Origin of the sequence: Legionella bozemanae (genome assembly GCF_001648595.1) — a bacterium.
GTDB lineage: Bacteria > Pseudomonadota > Gammaproteobacteria > Legionellales > Legionellaceae > Legionella > Legionella bozemanae.
The window spans coordinates 165,912-183,989 of sequence record NZ_LBAW01000001.1 but is presented as its reverse complement, the minus strand read 5'-3'; the positions used below and the strand labels follow the sequence as shown (position 1 = coordinate 183,989).

The following is an 18,078-nucleotide window of genomic DNA, read 5'->3' as shown; positions in this document are numbered from 1 at the left end:
AACAAACATTCATATCGAAAATAATATTTTAAGAATCTGTAGCCTGGGTGCAGCGAAGCGGAACCCGGGTTTTACTGAGGTACATTATTTCCCGGGTTCCGCTTCGCTGCACCCAGGCTACAGATTTGTACTTACTTATTTGTGACTAATTGCATGATTCCATCAATTGCTTTATCCAAGCTTAATTGCTGTGTTTCTCCGCTTGCTCGGCTTTTATATTCCACACAATTTTGTTCCATATTCCGCTCGCTTATGATGATACGATGTGGAATACCAATTAAGTCGTGATCTGCAAACAATACGCCAGCTCTCTCATTACGATCATCAATTAATACATCGACTCCCAGCTCCTTTAGACGTTCATATAATGCATCAGCTTGCTTTTGCACTACTTCTGATCGATGCCCATTTAAAGGAATAATGACTACCTGGAAGGGAGCGATGTTTTGAGGCCAGATAATTCCATGTTGATCATGATGTTGTTCAATGGCTGCTGCAACCACACGAGTGATACCTAAGCCATAGCATCCCATTAACATGGTTTCTAATTGACCTTGTTCATTAATCACTGTGGCATTCATGGATTTAGCGTATTTATCTCCTAATTGAAAGACATGCCCAACTTCAATACCTCGACAAGAGCGAAGTATTCCTTTGCCATCTGGACTGACATCGCCTTCTTTTACATTACGCAAATCAGCAGCAAGGTATTCACTGACATCTTTATCCCAAGCAGCATATTGATAATGTTTATCTGCCTGATTGGCGCCACAAATAAAAGAATCCATAGCAAGCGCATGATGATCCACAATTACTGGAATAGATAAGTTGACTGGTCCTAATGAGCCAATTGGTGCTTTCAGAGTTTTTAAAACAACTTCTTCATCTACAAATTGTAACGGGGAATGTACTGCAGGATGTTTTATTGCTTTAACTTCATTCAGCTCATCATCACCTCTTAAAACCAAAGCGACCATAGGATGCTCCCTTCCTTTTACAATCAAAGTCTTGATGGTTTGACTGCTTGCTACATTCAGGAATTCTGCTACTTCTGCTATGGTTTTTTTGTTTGGCGTATCAACCAAAATCATTTTTTGATTGGTCGGGGTTGCTTTCTCTGGTTTTAAACTCGTAGCTTGTTCGATATTTGCTGCATAATCCCCTTGGTCGCTGTAGAAAATCAAATCCTCTCCAGAATCAGCCAATACCTGGAATTCATGCGATGCGGAACCGCCAATAGCTCCTGTATCTGCTTCAACGGCACGGTATTTGAGTCCTAGACGATCAAAGATACGGCAATAAGCCTGATACATATCTTTGTAGGTCATTTGTAGGCTTTCCAAATTTAAATGGAACGAATAAGCATCTTTCATAATAAATTCACGAGCACGCATTACACCAAAACGCGGTCTGATTTCGTCGCGGAATTTAGTTTGGATTTGATAGAAACTTGCTGGCAATTGCTTATAGGATTGTAATTCATTACGCATAATGTCAGTAATGACTTCTTCATGGGTAGGGCCAAAGCAATAGTCTCTACCATTAGCATCCTTCATGGTGAGAAGTAGGCCGCCAAAAGTATCCCAACGCCCAGTTTCTTGCCATAGTTCAGCAGGTTGTACTGCAGGCATGAGCAATTCCATAGAATTAATGCGATTCATTTCTTCGCGAACTATTTGTTCTACTTTTCGTAATACTTTTAAACCTAGAGGCATCCAGGTATAAAGGCCTGAGCCCAGTTTACGAATCATTCCTGTTCTCAGCATCAATTGATGGGAGACTATCTCCGCATCGTTTGGCGTTTCTTTTAGAGTTGCTAAAAACCATTGAGACGCACGCATTTCTACTCCTGAAATAATATTGTTCTTAATTGCCCAGCATTATACAGGAGTTTGCGTGCAAAAACAGATGAGTTGACATGATGAGATGCAGTTTGAGTGCAGGCGAAGCAGAAACCCGGAAACTTTTACCAAGCCAAAGTTATTCTGAGCTTCTACTTCGCTGTATCGATATGACGTTATATCTGAATTTTGGCTTCTTTTAATAATGCATTTAATTTAGAGGCTAAGTGCTCATAATTTTTTCCACCAAGCTGGTTTAGTTCATACTCATAATTTTTATAATGAACTTTGCCTGTTTGAACATTATAAACAGCACCAACCATAGCAATATCATTTTGTTCTATCATTCCATGCAGGATAGAACTGCGCTCATAAATTTTTTGCATGGTATTGGCCACGTTTAATTCAGTAACATTATTAACAAAGGTTGTATTTTTACTATGGCGATTTGTTTCAGTTTCGTTCTCAGCCTGGATCGCTGGCTTTATTTTATCCAGTAACCCTGTAATATGGCCTTTCTCAACCCCATCACATGCAGATTGAATGGCACCACAGCGTGTATGGCCAAGTACGATAATGAGCTTAACGCCAACAACACTGCACGCATATTCAATGCTGGCTAGAACATCGTTGTTTACCACGTTCCCCGCAACGCGTACACAAAAGATATCACCAAAGCTCACATCGAAAATCGTTTCTACTGGAACTCGTGAATCAATACAGCCAAGAACGATGGCAATAGGGTGCTGTGCTTTGGCAGTATACTTAATATCCAGTTGGTTTGAACGGTGAATCCGGTTGTCATTGAGGAAACGTTGGTTTCCTTCGTATAAAATATTTAATACTTGTGCTGGCGATAAGTTTGATTGCACGTCGTATGTGGTTACATTAATAAAATCAATATAATTATGAATCTTATAATGTTCTTTGAAGCCAATCAGATTCAAGGAGATTTTTTTATTGGGGGCTTGCTCCTCTTTAAATTCTTTTAATAACTCGGAAATTTCCTTATCAATGTACTGAGTATACCGTGCATCAATAATTAATTGTGATTCTCTAGGTATGGAAGCAAGTTCGGCAACCAGAGCTGCTTTATTAAGAAAGGTCATTTGTTGTGGAAGGACCAGGCGGTTAACTTCTCCAGTAGGGTGGATTTCCTTAAGAATGTTAATCCGAGCCTGACTGTTTGACTTTAAGATATAGAACAAACTGACGGCCAGTCCAATCAAAATACCCGTCAGCAGGTTAAATACAATAATACCAATCACCGTAGCTATAAATGGAATAAAGCGATCACTTCCTTGAGCATATATGGAGCGATAAATAGAAGGTTTATTCAGTTTATAGCCGGTATAGATCAAAATGGCAGCTAATGAGGATAAAGGTATTTTATTTAACGTGCCTGGAATCAACAGTACTGCAACGAAAATAAAAATTCCATGTAAAATAGTAGATATTTTACTTTTAGATCCGGCCTGGATATTAATGGATGTTCTAACGATTACAGAAGTAACCGGAATTCCTCCAATTAAACCTGCTGTCATGTTTCCAACTCCCTGAGCAACTAATTCTCTGTTTGTGGAAGAATAACGACGTTTTTTATCCAGTTTCTCTCCTGCCTTAAGATTCAGTAAGGTTTCAAGAGAAGCAACAATGCCAATGATAAAGGCATAGAGATAGACTTTAGGATTAGCCAGGGCAGACCAATTTGGGTATTCCAATTGGCCAAATAGATCATGGAAACCATCCGTTTGAGGAATATTAACCAGTTGCGGCGAGTTTTGTACCAGGCTTGAGCCGGTCCATAAAAAGAGTTCATTCAGAAGTACACCTAAAATAACGACAAGAATCGGTGCAGGTATTTCTTTTAGTACCTTATTTTTGGTCAAATCAAAATAGATTAATGTAGTGATTGAAAGTATCGTAATCAATATTGCCCCGGTATTGAGATGGTGATACAGAGCAAGAATAGGACTTAACGTAATTTCTTCAGTTGTTTCTAATAAATGGGTTTTGAGTTCATTAAAATCTGCAGAAAGGGTGAATGCAAGCGGTAATTGTTTGATTATGAGCAAAATACCGATTGCACAGAGTAGACCCTGAACCACATTCGAGGGAACATAATCTGCTACAAATCCGGCTCTGAAACTTCCTATCACTACTTGGAGCAAACCGGCAAGTACAAGCGCAACTAAAAATGAGTTGAAATCCCCAAGATGAGCTATGGCAGCTACTACTACCGCAGCCATACCTGCAGCAGGACCACTGACGCTAACATGTGAGCCGCTTATGCAACCGACAACAACTCCTCCAATAACGCCACTTAAAATTCCAGAAATAAGCGGCGCACCAGAGGCGAGAGCAATACCCAGGCATAATGGGATAGCAACTAGAAATACGACTATGGCTGCTACAAAATCAAATTTAAAATAGCGTTTCACATAAATTCGAAATATACGTGAGTCAACCGTTGCATTTGTAAACATGGATTTGTTTTCCTTTATATAACAAAACTAAATAAAAATTGGTTAAGAAAAATTATTTTAATTTTAGATTATAGTGTTATTTAATAAAACATTAGTGTAACAAAAATGTTATTAATTTGTTACGGGTTGGTTAAGAATTTGTAGTTCTTATTATCTTATTGTCTCATATCAACACATTATGTGTGTTTGATATGTTCATTAAATGAAATTTGGGTGAAAATTGGGAGGAGGTGTTAACTGAAAGCCCGGGTTTCGTTACACTGCAACCAGGGCCACTGAATGTTTTATGCTTCAACGGGATCAAATTCTTCCAGGCTAAAGAGTTCATTCGTATTGGTTGTTTGATTCGTAATCAATTCATGCTCAAGATTTTTAAAATGCCACATGTTTTGATCCATAAGTTGACTCGGTTTGATACTCTGCAACGCATGAAGAATATTACTTGGAACTTTAGGGTTTTCTTCAGCAAGCTGATTAATTAAATGTGTTACTTTTTTACGCATTAAATTTTCCTGCGAACCACAAAGAGTACACGGGATAATAGGATAAGATTGTTCTTTAGCAAATGTGATAATGTCTTTTTCTTGCACATAGCATAATGGACGAATAACGATATGCTTTTTATTGTCGCTAAGTAATTTAGGTGGCATGGAGCGAATATCGCCATTGTAGAGGATAGACATCATTAATGTACGAATCAGATCATCACGATGATGGCCTAGAGCAATTTTATTGAACCCATGTTCTTCAGCGTATCGGTAGATAATACCGCGGCGCAAGCGTGAGCACAAAGAACAATATGTTTTGCCTTCAGGAATTTTTTCTTTAACGATGCTGTAGGTATCCCGGGTTAGAATTTCATGAGGGATGGAGCGATCGACAAGCCATTGACGCACCGCAGTATCATCCCAACCAGGTTGAGCCTGATCCAGGGTAAAAGAAAAAAGTTCAAATTTATTTCCGGAGCGACGGCGCAACTGATCCAGGATCGTTAGGAGGGTAAAAGAGTCTTTGCCGCCTGATAAACAGACCATAACCCGATCGCCACGCTGGATCATGTTAAAATCTGCAATCGCTTTACCCGTATAATGTAATAGTTTTTTTTCAACTTGAGAGGGATTGGACATTATTAAAAACCTGAATAAAAGTTGTTATTTAGTAGCCTTGCTTTCAGCTGGGGGTAATCTGTCAACCCGGGTTGTTGCTAACCATGAATTGATCAGTTCGAGATCATTTGCATTTAGTGTTCCAGCAAGGTATTTTAGAGTTAAAACAGCATTAATTAAAGTATATTGGTCATTAGCAAGCTGATTCTGAGCTTCAAAAAGCCGCTGTTGGGCATTTACTACATCCACCATAGTGCGAGTACCTACTTCAAATTGAGCCTCTGTACTTTCCAATGAATTTTGCTGGGAAATAATCGTTTGTCTATCAGCCTTTACTTTGCTAATTCCATCAGTAATTGTGTTAAAAGCAATCCGGCTATTGACTACCACATCTCTATAGGTTTGTTCGACTTTTTCACTGGTAGCCTGAAAATTATGCTTTGCTTGCCGTGTTTGCGAGAGTACTAGTCCCCCTTGGAATGCAGGGAAGTTCAAAGCCAAACCAATACTTGATTGCTTTTGATTTGCAGGTAAGAAAGGACTGGACGTATTAACTTCATTCGTTGTTTCTGTTGAGTTGCCTTGAATAGCTACGGTAGGCCAGTTTCCTGCAGAGAGCGCTTTCATATTTTGTCGTGCGACTTCAAGAGTGTATTTGGCAGACAACAATTTATAGTTTTGCTTAAGGCCAGTATCTATCCACTCATCCACATCATTGGGTTCTGGCTTAACGAGGGGAATTGTGCCATCCCGCAGCGGCGCTATGAGTTCATAAACATGATTGGTCAACTTTCTTAAGTTTTCACTTTGATTAATTTGATTGTTACGAGAGGCAATAACTGTAGCTACTGACTGATCATAAGCCGCTTTTGCTTCATAAACCGAGGTAATTGGATCAAGGCCTACTTCAAAGCGTTGTTTTGCTTGCTCGTATTGGCGCATGTTTGCGCGTTTTTTTGCTTCGGCAAAATTTAAGGTATCTTGAGCAAACAGTACATCAAAATAGGCTTTAGCCGTTCTAAGAATTAAATCCTGAGCTGCATCGTTAAAAGTGGCTTGTGCTGCTTTAACCGATGCCCTTGCTTGTTGCACTTTTGCCCAGGCTTGATAATTGAAAATAGCCTGTGATGCAGAAAATTGCCATGTTCTGGATTTGTAATAGTCGTCTTGAATGGTAAAAAAACCATCATTCACATGCAGGAAATTTCGAGTTGTTTGTGCTGTAAGACCTGCTTGGGGAAGCAAGGCAGCCCAAGCTTGAGGCAGAGCTTCTTTATTCGCCATATAAGTATCATAGGCATTTTTGAAGATGGGGTCATTTTCAAGAGCTTGATGATAGATATCCATTAGGTCTGTTGCAGCAAATGATTGCGCCATCAGACCCAAAGTCATGAGATAGCAGATCAACAATTTTTTCATTTAAACTACATCCTAAAATACAAATTCTTTGGGCTTTGATTTATTGATCAGTAAGGGGATGTTTGTTTCAAAAAGCAGTGATTCATGCCAATTTTCATGATGATCCAGTTCATATAATCGACCTTGCATTACAGGTGATGTTCCTTCAATAACAAATAATTTTCCGCCGGGAAGTACCTGTAATCTTTGGGTTTCAGTTATTTTTTCTATTGCACCGGTGAATATGACAACATCATAAGGAGCATCTTCTAACCAACCTTGGTTGGCGTCCCCAGTAATTAATTCAACATTATCGCAGTGATGCTCTTTTAATTTCTGAGCAGCATTGTTCGTGAAATCCGCATAATAATCTATGCTAATTACTTTTTTACACAATTTACTGAGCATCGCAGTAAAAAATCCACTGCCTGTACCTACTTCTAAAACCGTTTCGTGACCTTGCAGATCGAGAGCCTGCAAAATTTGTCCTTCTTCTAAAGGTGTAAGCATGCGTTGGCCATGATTAAGAGGTATCTGCATATCTGAATAAGCAAAATTTGTAAATTGTTCGGGAACGAATTCATGTCTGAGTACTACATCATACAAATCAAGTATGGATTCGTTTAAAACATCGCCAGTTCGAAGTTGTTGCTTGACCATGTTAATACGTGCGCTTTGATAACTCATTTGTTCTACCGTGTTGATTGTTTTAGGTTAAGATTGACTATTCATTTGCCAAAATCCCCGCTTTTGCGATGTGTTCAACGGATTTCACATTTGGGGATTTTGGAATTCCGCAAATATGCTGCGAAACGAATTTGTGGAGCGAATTGTCAACACACTTTAAAAACTTTGGCACAATCTTAGCAAAAAAACAGCGTATGTGCTAAGAAATAATGCTTGAATCCCAAATTTCGTGGTGACTCTGTTTAAAGTTTGCTATGATCCACTATTTTTAATAGTTTTCTTAAATAGATTTTTGATTCCCTCAGAAGATTACTGGTCTGGGGAATTTATGATAATTCAATGAGAGGAGAATGCAGTGCTTGAGCAATTTACTGATTATTTGCAAACTGAAATAGCGACACTTAAAAATGAAGGCTTATATAAATCAGAGCGGGTTATTTCCAGTCAGCAACAAGCCGCTGTCACAGTAAATCATGAAGAAGTAATCAATCTATGTGCTAATAATTATTTGGGTTTGGCCAATGATCCTCAACTTATTGCTGAAGGGCAAAAAGCACTTGCTCAATACGGCTATGGTATGGCTTCTGTGCGTTTTATTTGCGGTACTCAAACGCCTCACAAACAACTTGAACAAAAAATCAGTCAATTTTTAAGTAAAGAAGATACTATATTATATTCTTCATGTTTTGATGCGAACACAGGTCTTTTTGAAACTTTATTAGGTGAAGAAGATGCGATTATTAGTGATGCATTAAATCATGCCAGCATTATTGATGGGGTTAGACTCTGTAAAGCTGCGCGTTATCGATATGCTAATAACGATATGAGCGCATTGGAAGAGCAATTGATCGCCGCTAAAAATGCACGATTTCGTTTAATTGCTACAGACGGTGTTTTTTCCATGGATGGGATTTTGGCAAATCTACCTGCAATTTGTGAATTAGCAGATAAATATGATGCCATGGTTATGGTTGACGATTCGCATGCCGTTGGTTTTATGGGTGAAACTGGCCGTGGAACTCCTGAGCATTTTGGGGTTAGTGATCGCATTGATATTGTTACAGGTACTCTGGGTAAAGCTTTGGGCGGTGCTTCAGGCGGTTATACGGCAGCAAATCAGACTATAGTAGAATGGTTGCGCCAACGTTCCAGACCTTATTTATTCTCAAATACCTTAGCTCCAGTAATTGCACATACTTCTTGTGTTGTGCTGGATAATTTGATGAAAAATAATCATTGGGCTGAGAAATTAAAACGCAACAGCCATTATTTTCGTGAAGGTATGACTCAATTAGGATTTAAATTAATCCCTGGAGAACATCCAATTATTCCTGTGATGTTGGGAGATGCCAGCCTGGCAGGGCGTATGGCGAACCGTTTGTTAGAGTTAGGTATCTATGTGGTTGGTTTTTCTTATCCTGTAGTACCTAAGGGTTTAGCACGAATTCGTACCCAAATGTCGGCTGCACATGAGCTGCATCATTTGGATAAAGCAATTGAAGCATTTGAAACTGTAGGTAAAGAATTTTCTGTTATTTAAAGCAAAGTCATCTTTTCTGGCTCGTGCAGAGAAGATCTTATTTGAGGTACTTTTATGAAATCATTAGTCAAGGCGAAAAAGGAACCTGGAATTTGGATGGAAGAAGTCGCTATACCTGAATATGGCGTCAATGATGTATTAATTAAAGTGAAAAAAACAGCAATTTGTGGTACTGACATCCATATTTATTCCTGGGATGAATGGGCGCAAGCAACTATCCCCGTACCTATGACTGTAGGCCATGAGTTTTATGGCGAAATTGTTGCAGTAGGGCAAGAAGTAAAAGGACTTCATGAAGGACAGCGTGTTTCTGGTGAAGGGCATATAACCTGTGGTTTCTGCCGAAATTGCCGCGCAGGTAAACGCCACCTTTGTCGTAATACTTTAGGCGTGGGTGTCAATAGACCAGGCTGCTTTGCAGAATATTTATCTATACCGGCGAGTAATGTAATTGTTCTTCCTGATAATGTTACTGCAGAACAGGCTTCAATTTTTGATCCATTTGGAAATGCTACTCACTGTGCTTTGGCTTTTGATGTCGTTGGTGAAGATGTATTGATTACTGGTGCTGGACCAATTGGTATTATGGCCGCAGCTATTGTAAGGCATATAGGTGCGCGTCATGTAGTTATTACGGATGTGAATGATTATCGTTTGGAGTTAGCCCGAAAAATGGGTGTGACTCGCGCAGTAAATATTAAGTACGAAAAGCTGGCTGATGTAACTTCCGAGTTAGGAATGCTTGAGGGTTTTGATGTAGGTTTGGAGATGTCAGGGAACCCTATGGCCCTAAATGATATGATGAAAGCAATGAATCATGGGGGACATGTGGCTATGTTAGGTATCCCGCCTCAGGAAACAGCTATTGATTGGAATCAAGTTATTTTTAAAGGTTTAGTAATTAAAGGTATTTACGGCCGTGAAATGTATGAAACTTGGTATAAAATGATTGCGATGTTACAAAGTGGATTAGATATTTCACCAGTCATAACGCATCGTTTCCCAGTTGATGAGTACCAACGTGCATTTCAAATTATGGCATCAGGTCAATCAGGTAAAGTAGTCCTTGATTGGTAGAACGCAGCGAAGATCAATGACTCGTACGTTAAGGATTAAATTAAGAATAGAGTTGTAGCCTGGAGCGAGGGGGATATCGCCATTGCTATGAAGTTAAGGGCCTACATCCTGCAATATGTTCGCAGGATCCAGAAATCGAGCAGGATACTGGATATCGCGAATTCATTGCAGTACGTAGGAGAAGAAAAAATCCTTAACCAATAACAATGGATATCTCTACCCAGGCAACAAAGACAGTTTAAAAAAGACGGAGTAGTTATGTCACAATATATTTTTACCATGAATCGTGTCAGCAAAATTGTTGAAAATCAGCGGTTTATTTTAAAAGATATTTCATTAAGTTTTTTTCCTGGCGCTAAAATTGGTGTCTTAGGATTGAATGGTTCTGGTAAGTCCACTTTATTACGTATTATGGCAGGTGTTGACACGCAATATGAGGGCGAAGCAAGACCACAACCAGGAATTAAAATTGGTTATCTCGAGCAAGAGCCTCAATTGGATCTGGATAAAACAGTACGGGAAATTGTTGAAGAAGGCGTAAAGGATATGAAAGAAAAACTCGCCCGCTTTGACGAAGTCAGCATGCGTTTTGCAGAGCCAATGAGCGATGATGAAATGAACAATTTACTTGCCGAGCAGGGCGAGTTGCAAAATGCTATTGAAGCTGGTGGCGGTTGGGATTTAGATAGAAAACTGGATGTTGCTGCTGATGCATTGCGATTACCTGATTGGGATGCTGTTGTAGGTAAATTATCAGGAGGTGAGCGTCGCCGAGTCGCATTATGTCGTTTATTGCTTTCTAACCCTGATATGTTGTTACTTGATGAACCGACCAACCATTTGGATGCAGAATCTGTAGCTTGGTTAGAACATTACCTTGAAGGTTTTCCGGGTACCGTCGTTGCAATTACCCACGATCGATATTTCTTGGATAATGCGGCAGAATGGATATTGGAGCTGGATCGTGGTGAAGGAATACCTTACAAAGGCAATTATTCTTCATGGCTTGAGCAGAAAGAAGCACGTTTAGAGATGGAGCAGAAACAGGAAGATGCTCATATGCGTGCAATGAAAGCTGAATTAGAGTGGGTACGAACTTCACCTAAAGGACGTCATGCCAAAAATAAGGCGCGTCTTGCTCGATTTGAAGAAATGAATTCGAAAGAGTTTCAAAAGCGTAACGAAACCAATGAAATATATATCCCACCTGGTGAGCGTTTGGGTGAGCTAGTTCTTGAAGGGGAGAAAATTACAAAATCATTTGGTGATCGAATTTTAATTGAAAATTTAGATTTTAAACTTCCTAAAGGCGGTATCTTAGGGATTATTGGTCCTAACGGGGCAGGTAAGTCTACATTCCTGAAAATGATTACTGGTCAGGAAAAGCCTGATGATGGAGTGATTCGTGTTGGTGAAACAGTCCAATTGGCTTATGTAGACCAGATGCGTGATGAATTAAATCCCAATAAAACAGTATGGGAAGAGATTTCTGATGGCCATGACATCATGCAAGTAGGGAGTTTTCAAATGCCTTCACGTGCCTATGTGGGACGTTTTAATTTTAAAGGTACAGATCAACAAAAGAAAATGGCTCAACTTTCTGGAGGAGAGCGAAATCGTGTTCATCTGGCTAAATTACTAAAAAGCGGTGGAAATGTATTATTACTTGACGAGCCCAGTAATGATTTGGATGTCGAGACTTTACGTGCTTTGGAAGATGCAATTCTCAATTTCCCTGGTTGTGTTATTGTGATTTCGCATGATCGATGGTTTTTAGATAGAATTTGTACTCATCTGATGGCTTTTGAAGGTGATTCCCAAATTACCTTTATTGAAGGCAATTACACTGATTACGAAGCGGATCGAAGACGTCGTTTGGGTGATGCAGCAGATAGGCCATCACGAATTAAATACAGAAAATTAGAGTCGTAAGTTTCAAGGTAACTGCTCTCTCTTGCCTACGTCCCGCGGGTTGTCCACGGGATTCAATAATGCTATGGGATTCCTGGCTCTCGCGGACAACCCGCGGGGCATAGTGTGGGGCAAGTAGTTATGTTTCAAGTTTTAATTAAGTGGAGATAAAATGAATAAGTTGTTTTGGGCAGGTTTGTTACTGTGTATTGGAGGGTTAACATCCTGTGTTGAGAATGATCCATCTACTTTAATTACTGATGATGCAGGTTATGTGCATCGGACGGTTCATTATACAAAAGACAAACGAGGTCGTGATTATTATCCTCAGAAGATTCAGGCCACAGGTGAAAAACGTTTTATTTTCGATCCAAAGGTTTCTGCATGGGCTGCTTATGATGAAGAAGGTAATCGCTTACTGACTGGCGGTGGATCAGGAGGTATTGATGCATGTGAAGAAAATTCAAATCAATCGTGCAGAACTGTTACCGGAACTTTTAAAGTTTATAATCGCAGAGGGGTTGATTGTAAGTCTGGGGAATATCCTGTAGATACTAAAGGTGGCGCAAAAATGCCTTATTGTACCTATTTCTATCAAGGATATACTATCCATGCTGCATATGAAGTTCCTGAACATCCATCAAGTCATGGCTGCGTGCGTATCTTCCCGAGTGCTGCCAAATGGTTAAGTGAAAACTTTTTCCAAATAGGTACAAAAGTTATTGTATTGGAATACCCTAACGAGCCTGGCGCCAATAAACCAGCTATTAAATCCGCATAAAACCTAAGGTAAACAATACCTTAATCTAATGTAGCCTGGGTGAAGGCGAAGCCGAAACCCAGGTTTCTGGATAAACATCACTTTTCTATAACCCGGGTTATCACCCAGGCTACCTTTTCCCATCAAGAAAGACAATGCCAAATTAAGGGGTATTAGTTGGAAGTGTGGGTTGTGTGGAGCGATTTTCTGGCAAAGTAGGTTGTCCAGGAGTAGCTGGAGTTTGGGTTGCCGAAGGATTTGCAGAAGTTGGCTGTGTTGAGGTAGTAGGAGGTGCAGTTTGAGTTGTTGGTGTGGTCGTAGTCGGTGCAGTTGTTGTGGGTGTGGCTGTTGTTGGTGTTGGTGTGGTCGTAGTCGGTGTAGTTGTTGGGGTTGTCGTTTCAATATTTGGATTCATTACCGTAGCTGGGTTAGGATTAAAATCGGGCGGTAGTTTTTGAGTTACTGTCCCCCTTGGAGCAGCAATCATTTGAGTAATTCCCAAATCTCCAGTTATCTTACGCCCTACAGTTAAGTCAACGCTGAGTAATTGTGTTACTTTTTCTTTATCATTCTGATAAACAACTTGCAGTGGCAAATTAATTTTCCATTGATTGTCTTTTGCTTCTGTTACTACAATTTGTCCCGTTACTTGACTGCTTACTGTCAGTTTTTGGGATTTAATCGCTTCCAAATTACCTGATTTTTGTAACGCCGTATTAAAACCAGTCCATCCTTGCTCAGTAAAACAGGATTGCAATTTTTGCAGTTGGGCGTCTAAGTTATTTGGATCAAAGTCAAAAGCTTGGGTAACCGCTTTAGCGGCCCATTTCATAACCAATGACTGATCAATAGTTTTAGTATCTGGAGAAATTTTATACTCACAATTGATGGCGGCAGCTGGTGCTGGTGTTGGATTTACGGAGGGTAAATTTTGGCCAGGAGGAGTTGGGGTAACGGGTGTTGGTTGCATGGCGCCTGGGGTTTGAGGAGCAGGTGTCGTTACTGACTGAGTAACATCAGCATGTACTTGAGTACCAATCAGAGCAAAAAGGGTACCCCATAGTAATGTGTTCTTCATGAAATTGACTCCTTAAATAGTATGTAGCAATTCTGCGATAATAAGGGCCGCCAGTCTAGCAGTTTTTTGTTCGTGATCCAAAGGCGGTGACAGTTCAGCAACATCAAAACTAACTACTTTGCCACTTTGAATAATGTATTTCAAGAGCGGTAAAATTTGCCAGGGAGTAAGTCCCAGCGGTTGTGGCGCACTGACACCTGGAGCAAATGATTCTGCTAAAACATCCAAGCATAGAGTCAGATAAATATGATCCAAATTGAGCATGAAATCATCAAGAAAAGCTAAATGCCAGGCTAAACTATTCGCATATAACTCTTCTGCAGTTAGATAATTAACATTAAGCTCATTAGCCCGCTCAAAAAGAGAAGGTGTGTTTCCCATTTTTTGGATACCAAGACAGCAATAATGGAAAGGTTGATTATTTTCTTTACAGTAGGCTGCGATTTGTGAAAAAGGGGTTCCCGATGTACCTGGCTGGTTTTTTTGATGTGGCCTTAAATCAAAATGGGCATCAAAATTAATAATCCCCAATTTACTATAATGAGGTGCCAAACCCTGATAATGTGCCCATGCAATTTCATGTCCTCCACCTAAGGCAACAGTTTGGTGACCTTGTTGATGGCAAAAACTAATTAAATGGGCAAACTGTGCTTGTGCCGTTTCTAGTTCATCCTCTTCACAAAAAATAGTGCCTAAGTCATAAAGAGGTTTATCTATGGAGCAAGGCAGTTTTGCCAATTGCGTTTTGATTTGATCTGGTCCTAATTTTGCTCCGGGTCTTCCCATATTGCGACGAACACCCGCATCACTGGCAAAGCCTAGGAAAACAGTTTTTTTCTCTTTGGTAATGAGATCGGTTTGTTGCACAGGAAAAATAATTTTTTGAAAGAACCGTTCTGCATTGATAGTATCTTTTCTACCTTGCCAAAGTGCAGGATTGGCCCGTTGGTAATTGGAAAGATGTTCAAACATTAAACTCTCCCTATGTTCAGATTATGATCTTTTCTCAAGCTCTTACTAATATATAAAATGTCTCAATCTAGCGAATTGTCTACAGATCCTAAGACAATTGTAGGATGTAAAACTACAATTTTATCTTAAGTGCATTTTATAAAATAAACATTCTTTTTCCTTGCTATCAAGCAGTAAATAACCATCAAAATCACTTTCCCTAAGTAATTGATAACTTAGCCTTTCTGCAGTCAAAATAAATGACTCATTGTTTTGAGCCATAAATTGATTCTTGAATTATCTAAATAAAGCAAATCCGCATTTAAATGCAATTAATAGCCGTTACTTTAGAAAAATCTTTATTATAAGTCACAGTACAGCTTTTTGTTCCATCAGGAAGTTTACGAATCAATTGAATTTTAGTATGTGTATAATCACATGCAACCCAAGTCTCTTGTTTACCAAATGTCCAAGTCAGTTTTTTAACTTTAGAGCGTTCATGATCAGGTGTAAGACTTGCATTTTCTTTAGGATGACCCGAATAAAATGTAATGCGCTCAAATTGATGAATACCATTCAATTCATCCGTAAATACATTCCAATCGTTTATTTCATGTTGTAACGATTGATTTGTTTGAATGACCGTCGGACATTGTATTGTAGCAGCATATGCCGGGTGATATAAAAAGACTAATCCATAAACAAAGTTGATACAAACAGGAACTCTCATTAATCGACCTCAGATATTATTTTATTATTTGAACTTATTATAACAGGATGATCCTATCTCAATAGCACTCTATTAAATTGAATATTAACAGAAACTGCGATGGTTCCTGTCATAAAGCAGGCATAGTAACATAAAATAATTTCAATACTGTTTGGTAAAAGAAAAGCAATACAATCTCCTTTTGAGATACCTTATTTCTAATAAAGAAGCTGCAAGATAATGCGTTAATTCATAAAGTTCCTGACAGGTATAACACTGTTGATTAATTACCAAGGCAATTTTATCGGGAAATTTTTCTGCTGATTTGCTGAGTAACGTGCTTAATCGATACATAGATAAAATCCTTAAAGTTATTTTCTCTATAGAACTTCTAAGATCGTAAAAGTTGAGCCTAACCCAGATTTCTTGCTTACAATCTATAATAGAATTCCTTCATCTGGCAATGCATGCGCATAAAATTATGCCAAGTTTGTTCAATGTCTGGTATTATCTGCGCATGGCAAATCAAAAAGAGTAAGAGGACATTGTGATTGTTATTACCGGTGGAGGAAGTGGGATAGGAAGATCATTAGCTTTTTCTTTGGCAAAACGAGATCAATCAATCTTAATCGTAGGTAGGAGAGAGCAGTTATTGCAGGAAACTGCAGCGTTTTCTTCAAAAATTCAATATGTTTGTGCTGATGTCTCAGCACATGAAGGTTTAAAGGAAATCAAAAATCGTCTGAACCATGTGAATCAAGTGAGTGCTTTAGTTAATAATGCAGGAACTTTAAACCCCTTGGTTCTCCTTAAGGATGTTGAGCCTAAAGACTGGACTCATGCATTCAATACAAATTTGAATGCCGCTCTTTTTCTCCCACAAATGCTCTATGATAAATTGACTCATGGCCGTGTTTTAAATATCAGTTCTGGGGCTGCTTATTTTGCAATTAGAGGATGGGGAGCGTATTGTGCATCTAAAGCAGCATTATCGATGCTAACTAAATGTTGGCAGTTGGAGTCTGATTCAATTGCTTTTGCCAGCGTTATGCCCGGAATAATTGACACAAAAATGCAAGAAATTGCCCGAAGTAATGAAAATCCTGCATATGAGCAGATAAATTTTTATAAGCGCTTGAAAGAGGCAAATCGCCTCATTTCACCGGATACAGTTGCTGAATTTTTGACTTGGCTTTTATTGGATGTGGATAAAAAAACTTTTGTATCCAAAGAGTGGGATATATATGATACCGAGCATCATAAAGCTTGGATCAAACCTCCTCATCAAGTTCTTTATTGGGATTTTTAATGTCTGCCTGTGACAAATTATTATTAAATGCAACTACCATTGATGCTCAGGGTAACCAGTTAACTCAGCAAGCTATTGTGATTAAAAATGGTCTTATTGAATGGTGTGGACCGCAAGCACAAATGCCTTCGCAATTTTATGAATTGTCCCATAAAGAAGAATGTCAGGGACAATTAGTTACTCCGGGGCTTATTGATTGTCATACTCATTTGGTTTATGGGGGAAATCGAGCAACCGAGTTTCAAATGAAACTGGCCGGAGTTAGTTATGCTGAAATTGCCAAAGCAGGTGGTGGAATCTTATCTACAGTACACCACACACGAGCAGCATCTGAAGAGGAATTGCTCCAACAATCCTTACCAAGACTTCTTGCCTTACGTGCTGACGGTGTGACAACAGTCGAGATCAAGTCGGGTTATGGTTTGGACTTACCTAATGAATTGAAAATGCTGCGAGTTGCAAAGCATTTAGGTGAGTTAACAGGATTAAGAGTTAGAAAAACCTTTCTTGGCGCGCATGCAATAGGCCCTGAATTTCAAGGAAACAGCCAGGCTTATATCGATGCTCTTTGCGAAGAAATGCTGCCTGCATTGTGTGAAGAGAATTTAGCAGATGCGGTGGATGTGTTTTGTGAGTCCATTGCTTTTTCACTCAAACAAACAGAGCAAGTTTTTACTGCCGCGCGCACATTAAATCTCCCTATAAAATGTCATGCTGAGCAATTATCCAATCTTGGAGCAAGCGAGCTTGCAGCAGAGTTTGGCGCTTTGTCTTGTGATCATTTGGAGTTTTTGGATGAGAAAGGGGCATATGCTATGGCAAAGGCAAACACAGTTGCTGTGTTACTTCCGGGTGCCTATTATTTTCTGCGTGAAAAACAAAAACCTCCAGTAGAGCTGTTGCGGCGAGCTGGAGTAGGTATGGCAATTGCCACCGATTGTAATCCTGGTTCGTCGCCAACTACTTCATTACGTTTGATGATGAGCATGGCCTGCCAATTCTTTTCATTATCTGTTCCTGAAGCACTAGCGGCAGTTACAAGTCAAGCGGCAAAAGCATTAGGTTTGCAAAAAGAGCTTGGTACACTCGCTAAAGGCATGCAAGCTGATTTGGTATTGTGGTCTGTTAGTGACAGTGCCGCTCTATGTTATTATTTTGCCTATCCCTTATCACATCGTATGATGATTGCAGGGGAATGGGTTTCTATAGAGAATAATTACTAGGA

General features: G+C 39.4%; 16 protein-coding genes. 6 read left to right on the top strand and 10 right to left on the bottom strand.

Going from position 1 to position 18,078, the window contains the following annotated elements; translation table 11 throughout:
* Positions 1-131: 131 nt before the first annotated feature.
* From A8O27_RS01730 to A8O27_RS01710, 5 genes are all read right to left on the bottom strand, one after another.
* On the bottom strand, positions 132-1,841 hold the full coding sequence (locus A8O27_RS01730; RefSeq protein WP_058460329.1) for a proline--tRNA ligase: 1,710 nt from the start codon (positions 1,839-1,841) through the stop codon (positions 132-134).
* Positions 1,842-2,017: 176 nt separating this feature from the next.
* Positions 2,018-4,327, bottom strand: coding sequence for a bifunctional SulP family inorganic anion transporter/carbonic anhydrase (locus A8O27_RS01725; protein ID WP_058460330.1), 2,310 nt, complete (start codon positions 4,325-4,327; stop codon positions 2,018-2,020).
* Positions 4,328-4,611: 284 nt separating this feature from the next.
* On the bottom strand, positions 4,612-5,454 hold the full coding sequence (gene ttcA / locus A8O27_RS01720) for a tRNA 2-thiocytidine(32) synthetase TtcA (RefSeq protein WP_058460331.1): 843 nt from the start codon (positions 5,452-5,454) through the stop codon (positions 4,612-4,614).
* A gap of 24 nt (positions 5,455-5,478) precedes the next feature.
* The gene (locus A8O27_RS01715; RefSeq protein ID WP_058460332.1) at positions 5,479-6,852 is read right to left on the bottom strand and encodes a TolC family outer membrane protein; all 1,374 of its coding nucleotides are present in this window, start codon (positions 6,850-6,852) and stop codon (positions 5,479-5,481) included.
* Positions 6,853-6,864: 12 nt separating this feature from the next.
* Entirely contained in the window at positions 6,865-7,518 is a 654-nt protein-coding gene (locus A8O27_RS01710) for a protein-L-isoaspartate O-methyltransferase family protein (protein WP_058460333.1), read from the bottom strand.
* A gap of 355 nt (positions 7,519-7,873) precedes the next feature.
* Here A8O27_RS01710 and A8O27_RS01705 point away from each other — a divergent pair, with 355 nt between their 5' ends.
* The 4 genes from A8O27_RS01705 (at position 7,874) to A8O27_RS01690 (ending at position 12,827) form a co-directional block, all read left to right on the top strand.
* Entirely contained in the window at positions 7,874-9,058 is a 1,185-nt protein-coding gene (locus tag A8O27_RS01705; RefSeq protein ID WP_058460334.1) for a glycine C-acetyltransferase, read from the top strand.
* A gap of 54 nt (positions 9,059-9,112) precedes the next feature.
* Positions 9,113-10,135, top strand: a complete 1,023-nt coding sequence (tdh, locus tag A8O27_RS01700) for an L-threonine 3-dehydrogenase (protein ID WP_058460335.1) — start codon at positions 9,113-9,115, stop codon at positions 10,133-10,135.
* Between the two features lie 258 nt (positions 10,136-10,393).
* On the top strand, positions 10,394-12,067 hold the full coding sequence (gene ettA / locus A8O27_RS01695; protein ID WP_058460336.1) for an energy-dependent translational throttle protein EttA: 1,674 nt from the start codon (positions 10,394-10,396) through the stop codon (positions 12,065-12,067).
* Positions 12,068-12,218: 151 nt separating this feature from the next.
* Positions 12,219-12,827: a L,D-transpeptidase gene (locus A8O27_RS01690; protein WP_058460337.1), complete on the top strand. Its 609-nt coding sequence runs from the start codon at positions 12,219-12,221 to the stop codon at positions 12,825-12,827.
* 142 nt (positions 12,828-12,969) lie between these two features.
* On the opposite strand, the gene A8O27_RS01685 is transcribed toward A8O27_RS01690, so the two are convergent.
* From A8O27_RS01685 to A8O27_RS01670, 5 genes are all read right to left on the bottom strand, one after another.
* Positions 12,970-13,884: a DotI/IcmL family type IV secretion protein gene (locus A8O27_RS01685; RefSeq protein WP_058460338.1), complete on the bottom strand. Its 915-nt coding sequence runs from the start codon at positions 13,882-13,884 to the stop codon at positions 12,970-12,972.
* A gap of 12 nt (positions 13,885-13,896) precedes the next feature.
* A complete protein-coding gene (hutG, locus tag A8O27_RS01680) occupies positions 13,897-14,856 on the bottom strand; it encodes a formimidoylglutamase (RefSeq protein WP_058460339.1) in 960 nt (319 codons plus the stop codon).
* Between the two features lie 120 nt (positions 14,857-14,976).
* Complete coding sequence (locus A8O27_RS18675; protein ID WP_154669228.1) at positions 14,977-15,117, bottom strand: hypothetical protein; 141 nt, start codon at positions 15,115-15,117, stop codon at positions 14,977-14,979.
* A 40-nt stretch (positions 15,118-15,157) separates the two neighbouring features.
* Entirely contained in the window at positions 15,158-15,565 is a 408-nt protein-coding gene (locus A8O27_RS01675) for an STY0301 family protein (protein ID WP_058460340.1), read from the bottom strand.
* A gap of 141 nt (positions 15,566-15,706) precedes the next feature.
* Positions 15,707-15,898 (bottom strand): hypothetical protein, encoded by a 192-nt coding sequence (locus A8O27_RS01670; protein WP_058460341.1) that lies wholly within the window; start codon positions 15,896-15,898, stop codon positions 15,707-15,709.
* Between the two features lie 193 nt (positions 15,899-16,091).
* On the opposite strand from A8O27_RS01670, the gene A8O27_RS01665 reads away from it, so the two are divergent.
* Both A8O27_RS01665 and hutI read left to right on the top strand, forming a co-directional pair.
* Positions 16,092-16,853, top strand: a complete 762-nt coding sequence (locus tag A8O27_RS01665; protein ID WP_058460342.1) for an SDR family NAD(P)-dependent oxidoreductase — start codon at positions 16,092-16,094, stop codon at positions 16,851-16,853.
* Positions 16,853-18,076, top strand: coding sequence for an imidazolonepropionase (hutI, locus tag A8O27_RS01660; RefSeq protein WP_058460343.1), 1,224 nt, complete (start codon positions 16,853-16,855; stop codon positions 18,074-18,076). Before A8O27_RS01665 ends, hutI begins: the two co-directional genes overlap by 1 nt.
* The last annotated feature ends 2 nt before the right edge of the window (positions 18,077-18,078 follow it).

Coding starts and splice junctions, on each gene's coding strand:
- A8O27_RS01730 (WP_058460329.1), bottom strand. CDS start 1,841: ATGCGTGCGTCTCAATGGTTTTTAGCAACTCTAAAAGAAACGCCAAAC.
- A8O27_RS01725 (WP_058460330.1), bottom strand. CDS start 4,327: ATGTTTACAAATGCAACGGTTGACTCACGTATATTTCGAATTTATGTG.
- ttcA (WP_058460331.1), bottom strand. CDS start 5,454: ATGTCCAATCCCTCTCAAGTTGAAAAAAAACTATTACATTATACGGGT.
- A8O27_RS01715 (WP_058460332.1), bottom strand. CDS start 6,852: ATGAAAAAATTGTTGATCTGCTATCTCATGACTTTGGGTCTGATGGCG.
- A8O27_RS01710 (WP_058460333.1), bottom strand. CDS start 7,518: ATGAGTTATCAAAGCGCACGTATTAACATGGTCAAGCAACAACTTCGA.
- tdh (WP_058460335.1), top strand. CDS start 9,113: ATGAAATCATTAGTCAAGGCGAAAAAGGAACCTGGAATTTGGATGGAA.
- ettA (WP_058460336.1), top strand. CDS start 10,394: ATGTCACAATATATTTTTACCATGAATCGTGTCAGCAAAATTGTTGAA.
- A8O27_RS01690 (WP_058460337.1), top strand. CDS start 12,219: ATGAATAAGTTGTTTTGGGCAGGTTTGTTACTGTGTATTGGAGGGTTA.
- A8O27_RS01685 (WP_058460338.1), bottom strand. CDS start 13,884: ATGAAGAACACATTACTATGGGGTACCCTTTTTGCTCTGATTGGTACT.
- hutG (WP_058460339.1), bottom strand. CDS start 14,856: ATGTTTGAACATCTTTCCAATTACCAACGGGCCAATCCTGCACTTTGG.
- A8O27_RS18675 (WP_154669228.1), bottom strand. CDS start 15,117: ATGGCTCAAAACAATGAGTCATTTATTTTGACTGCAGAAAGGCTAAGT.
- A8O27_RS01675 (WP_058460340.1), bottom strand. CDS start 15,565: ATGAGAGTTCCTGTTTGTATCAACTTTGTTTATGGATTAGTCTTTTTA.
- A8O27_RS01670 (WP_058460341.1), bottom strand. CDS start 15,898: ATGTATCGATTAAGCACGTTACTCAGCAAATCAGCAGAAAAATTTCCC.
- hutI (WP_058460343.1), top strand. CDS start 16,853: ATGTCTGCCTGTGACAAATTATTATTAAATGCAACTACCATTGATGCT.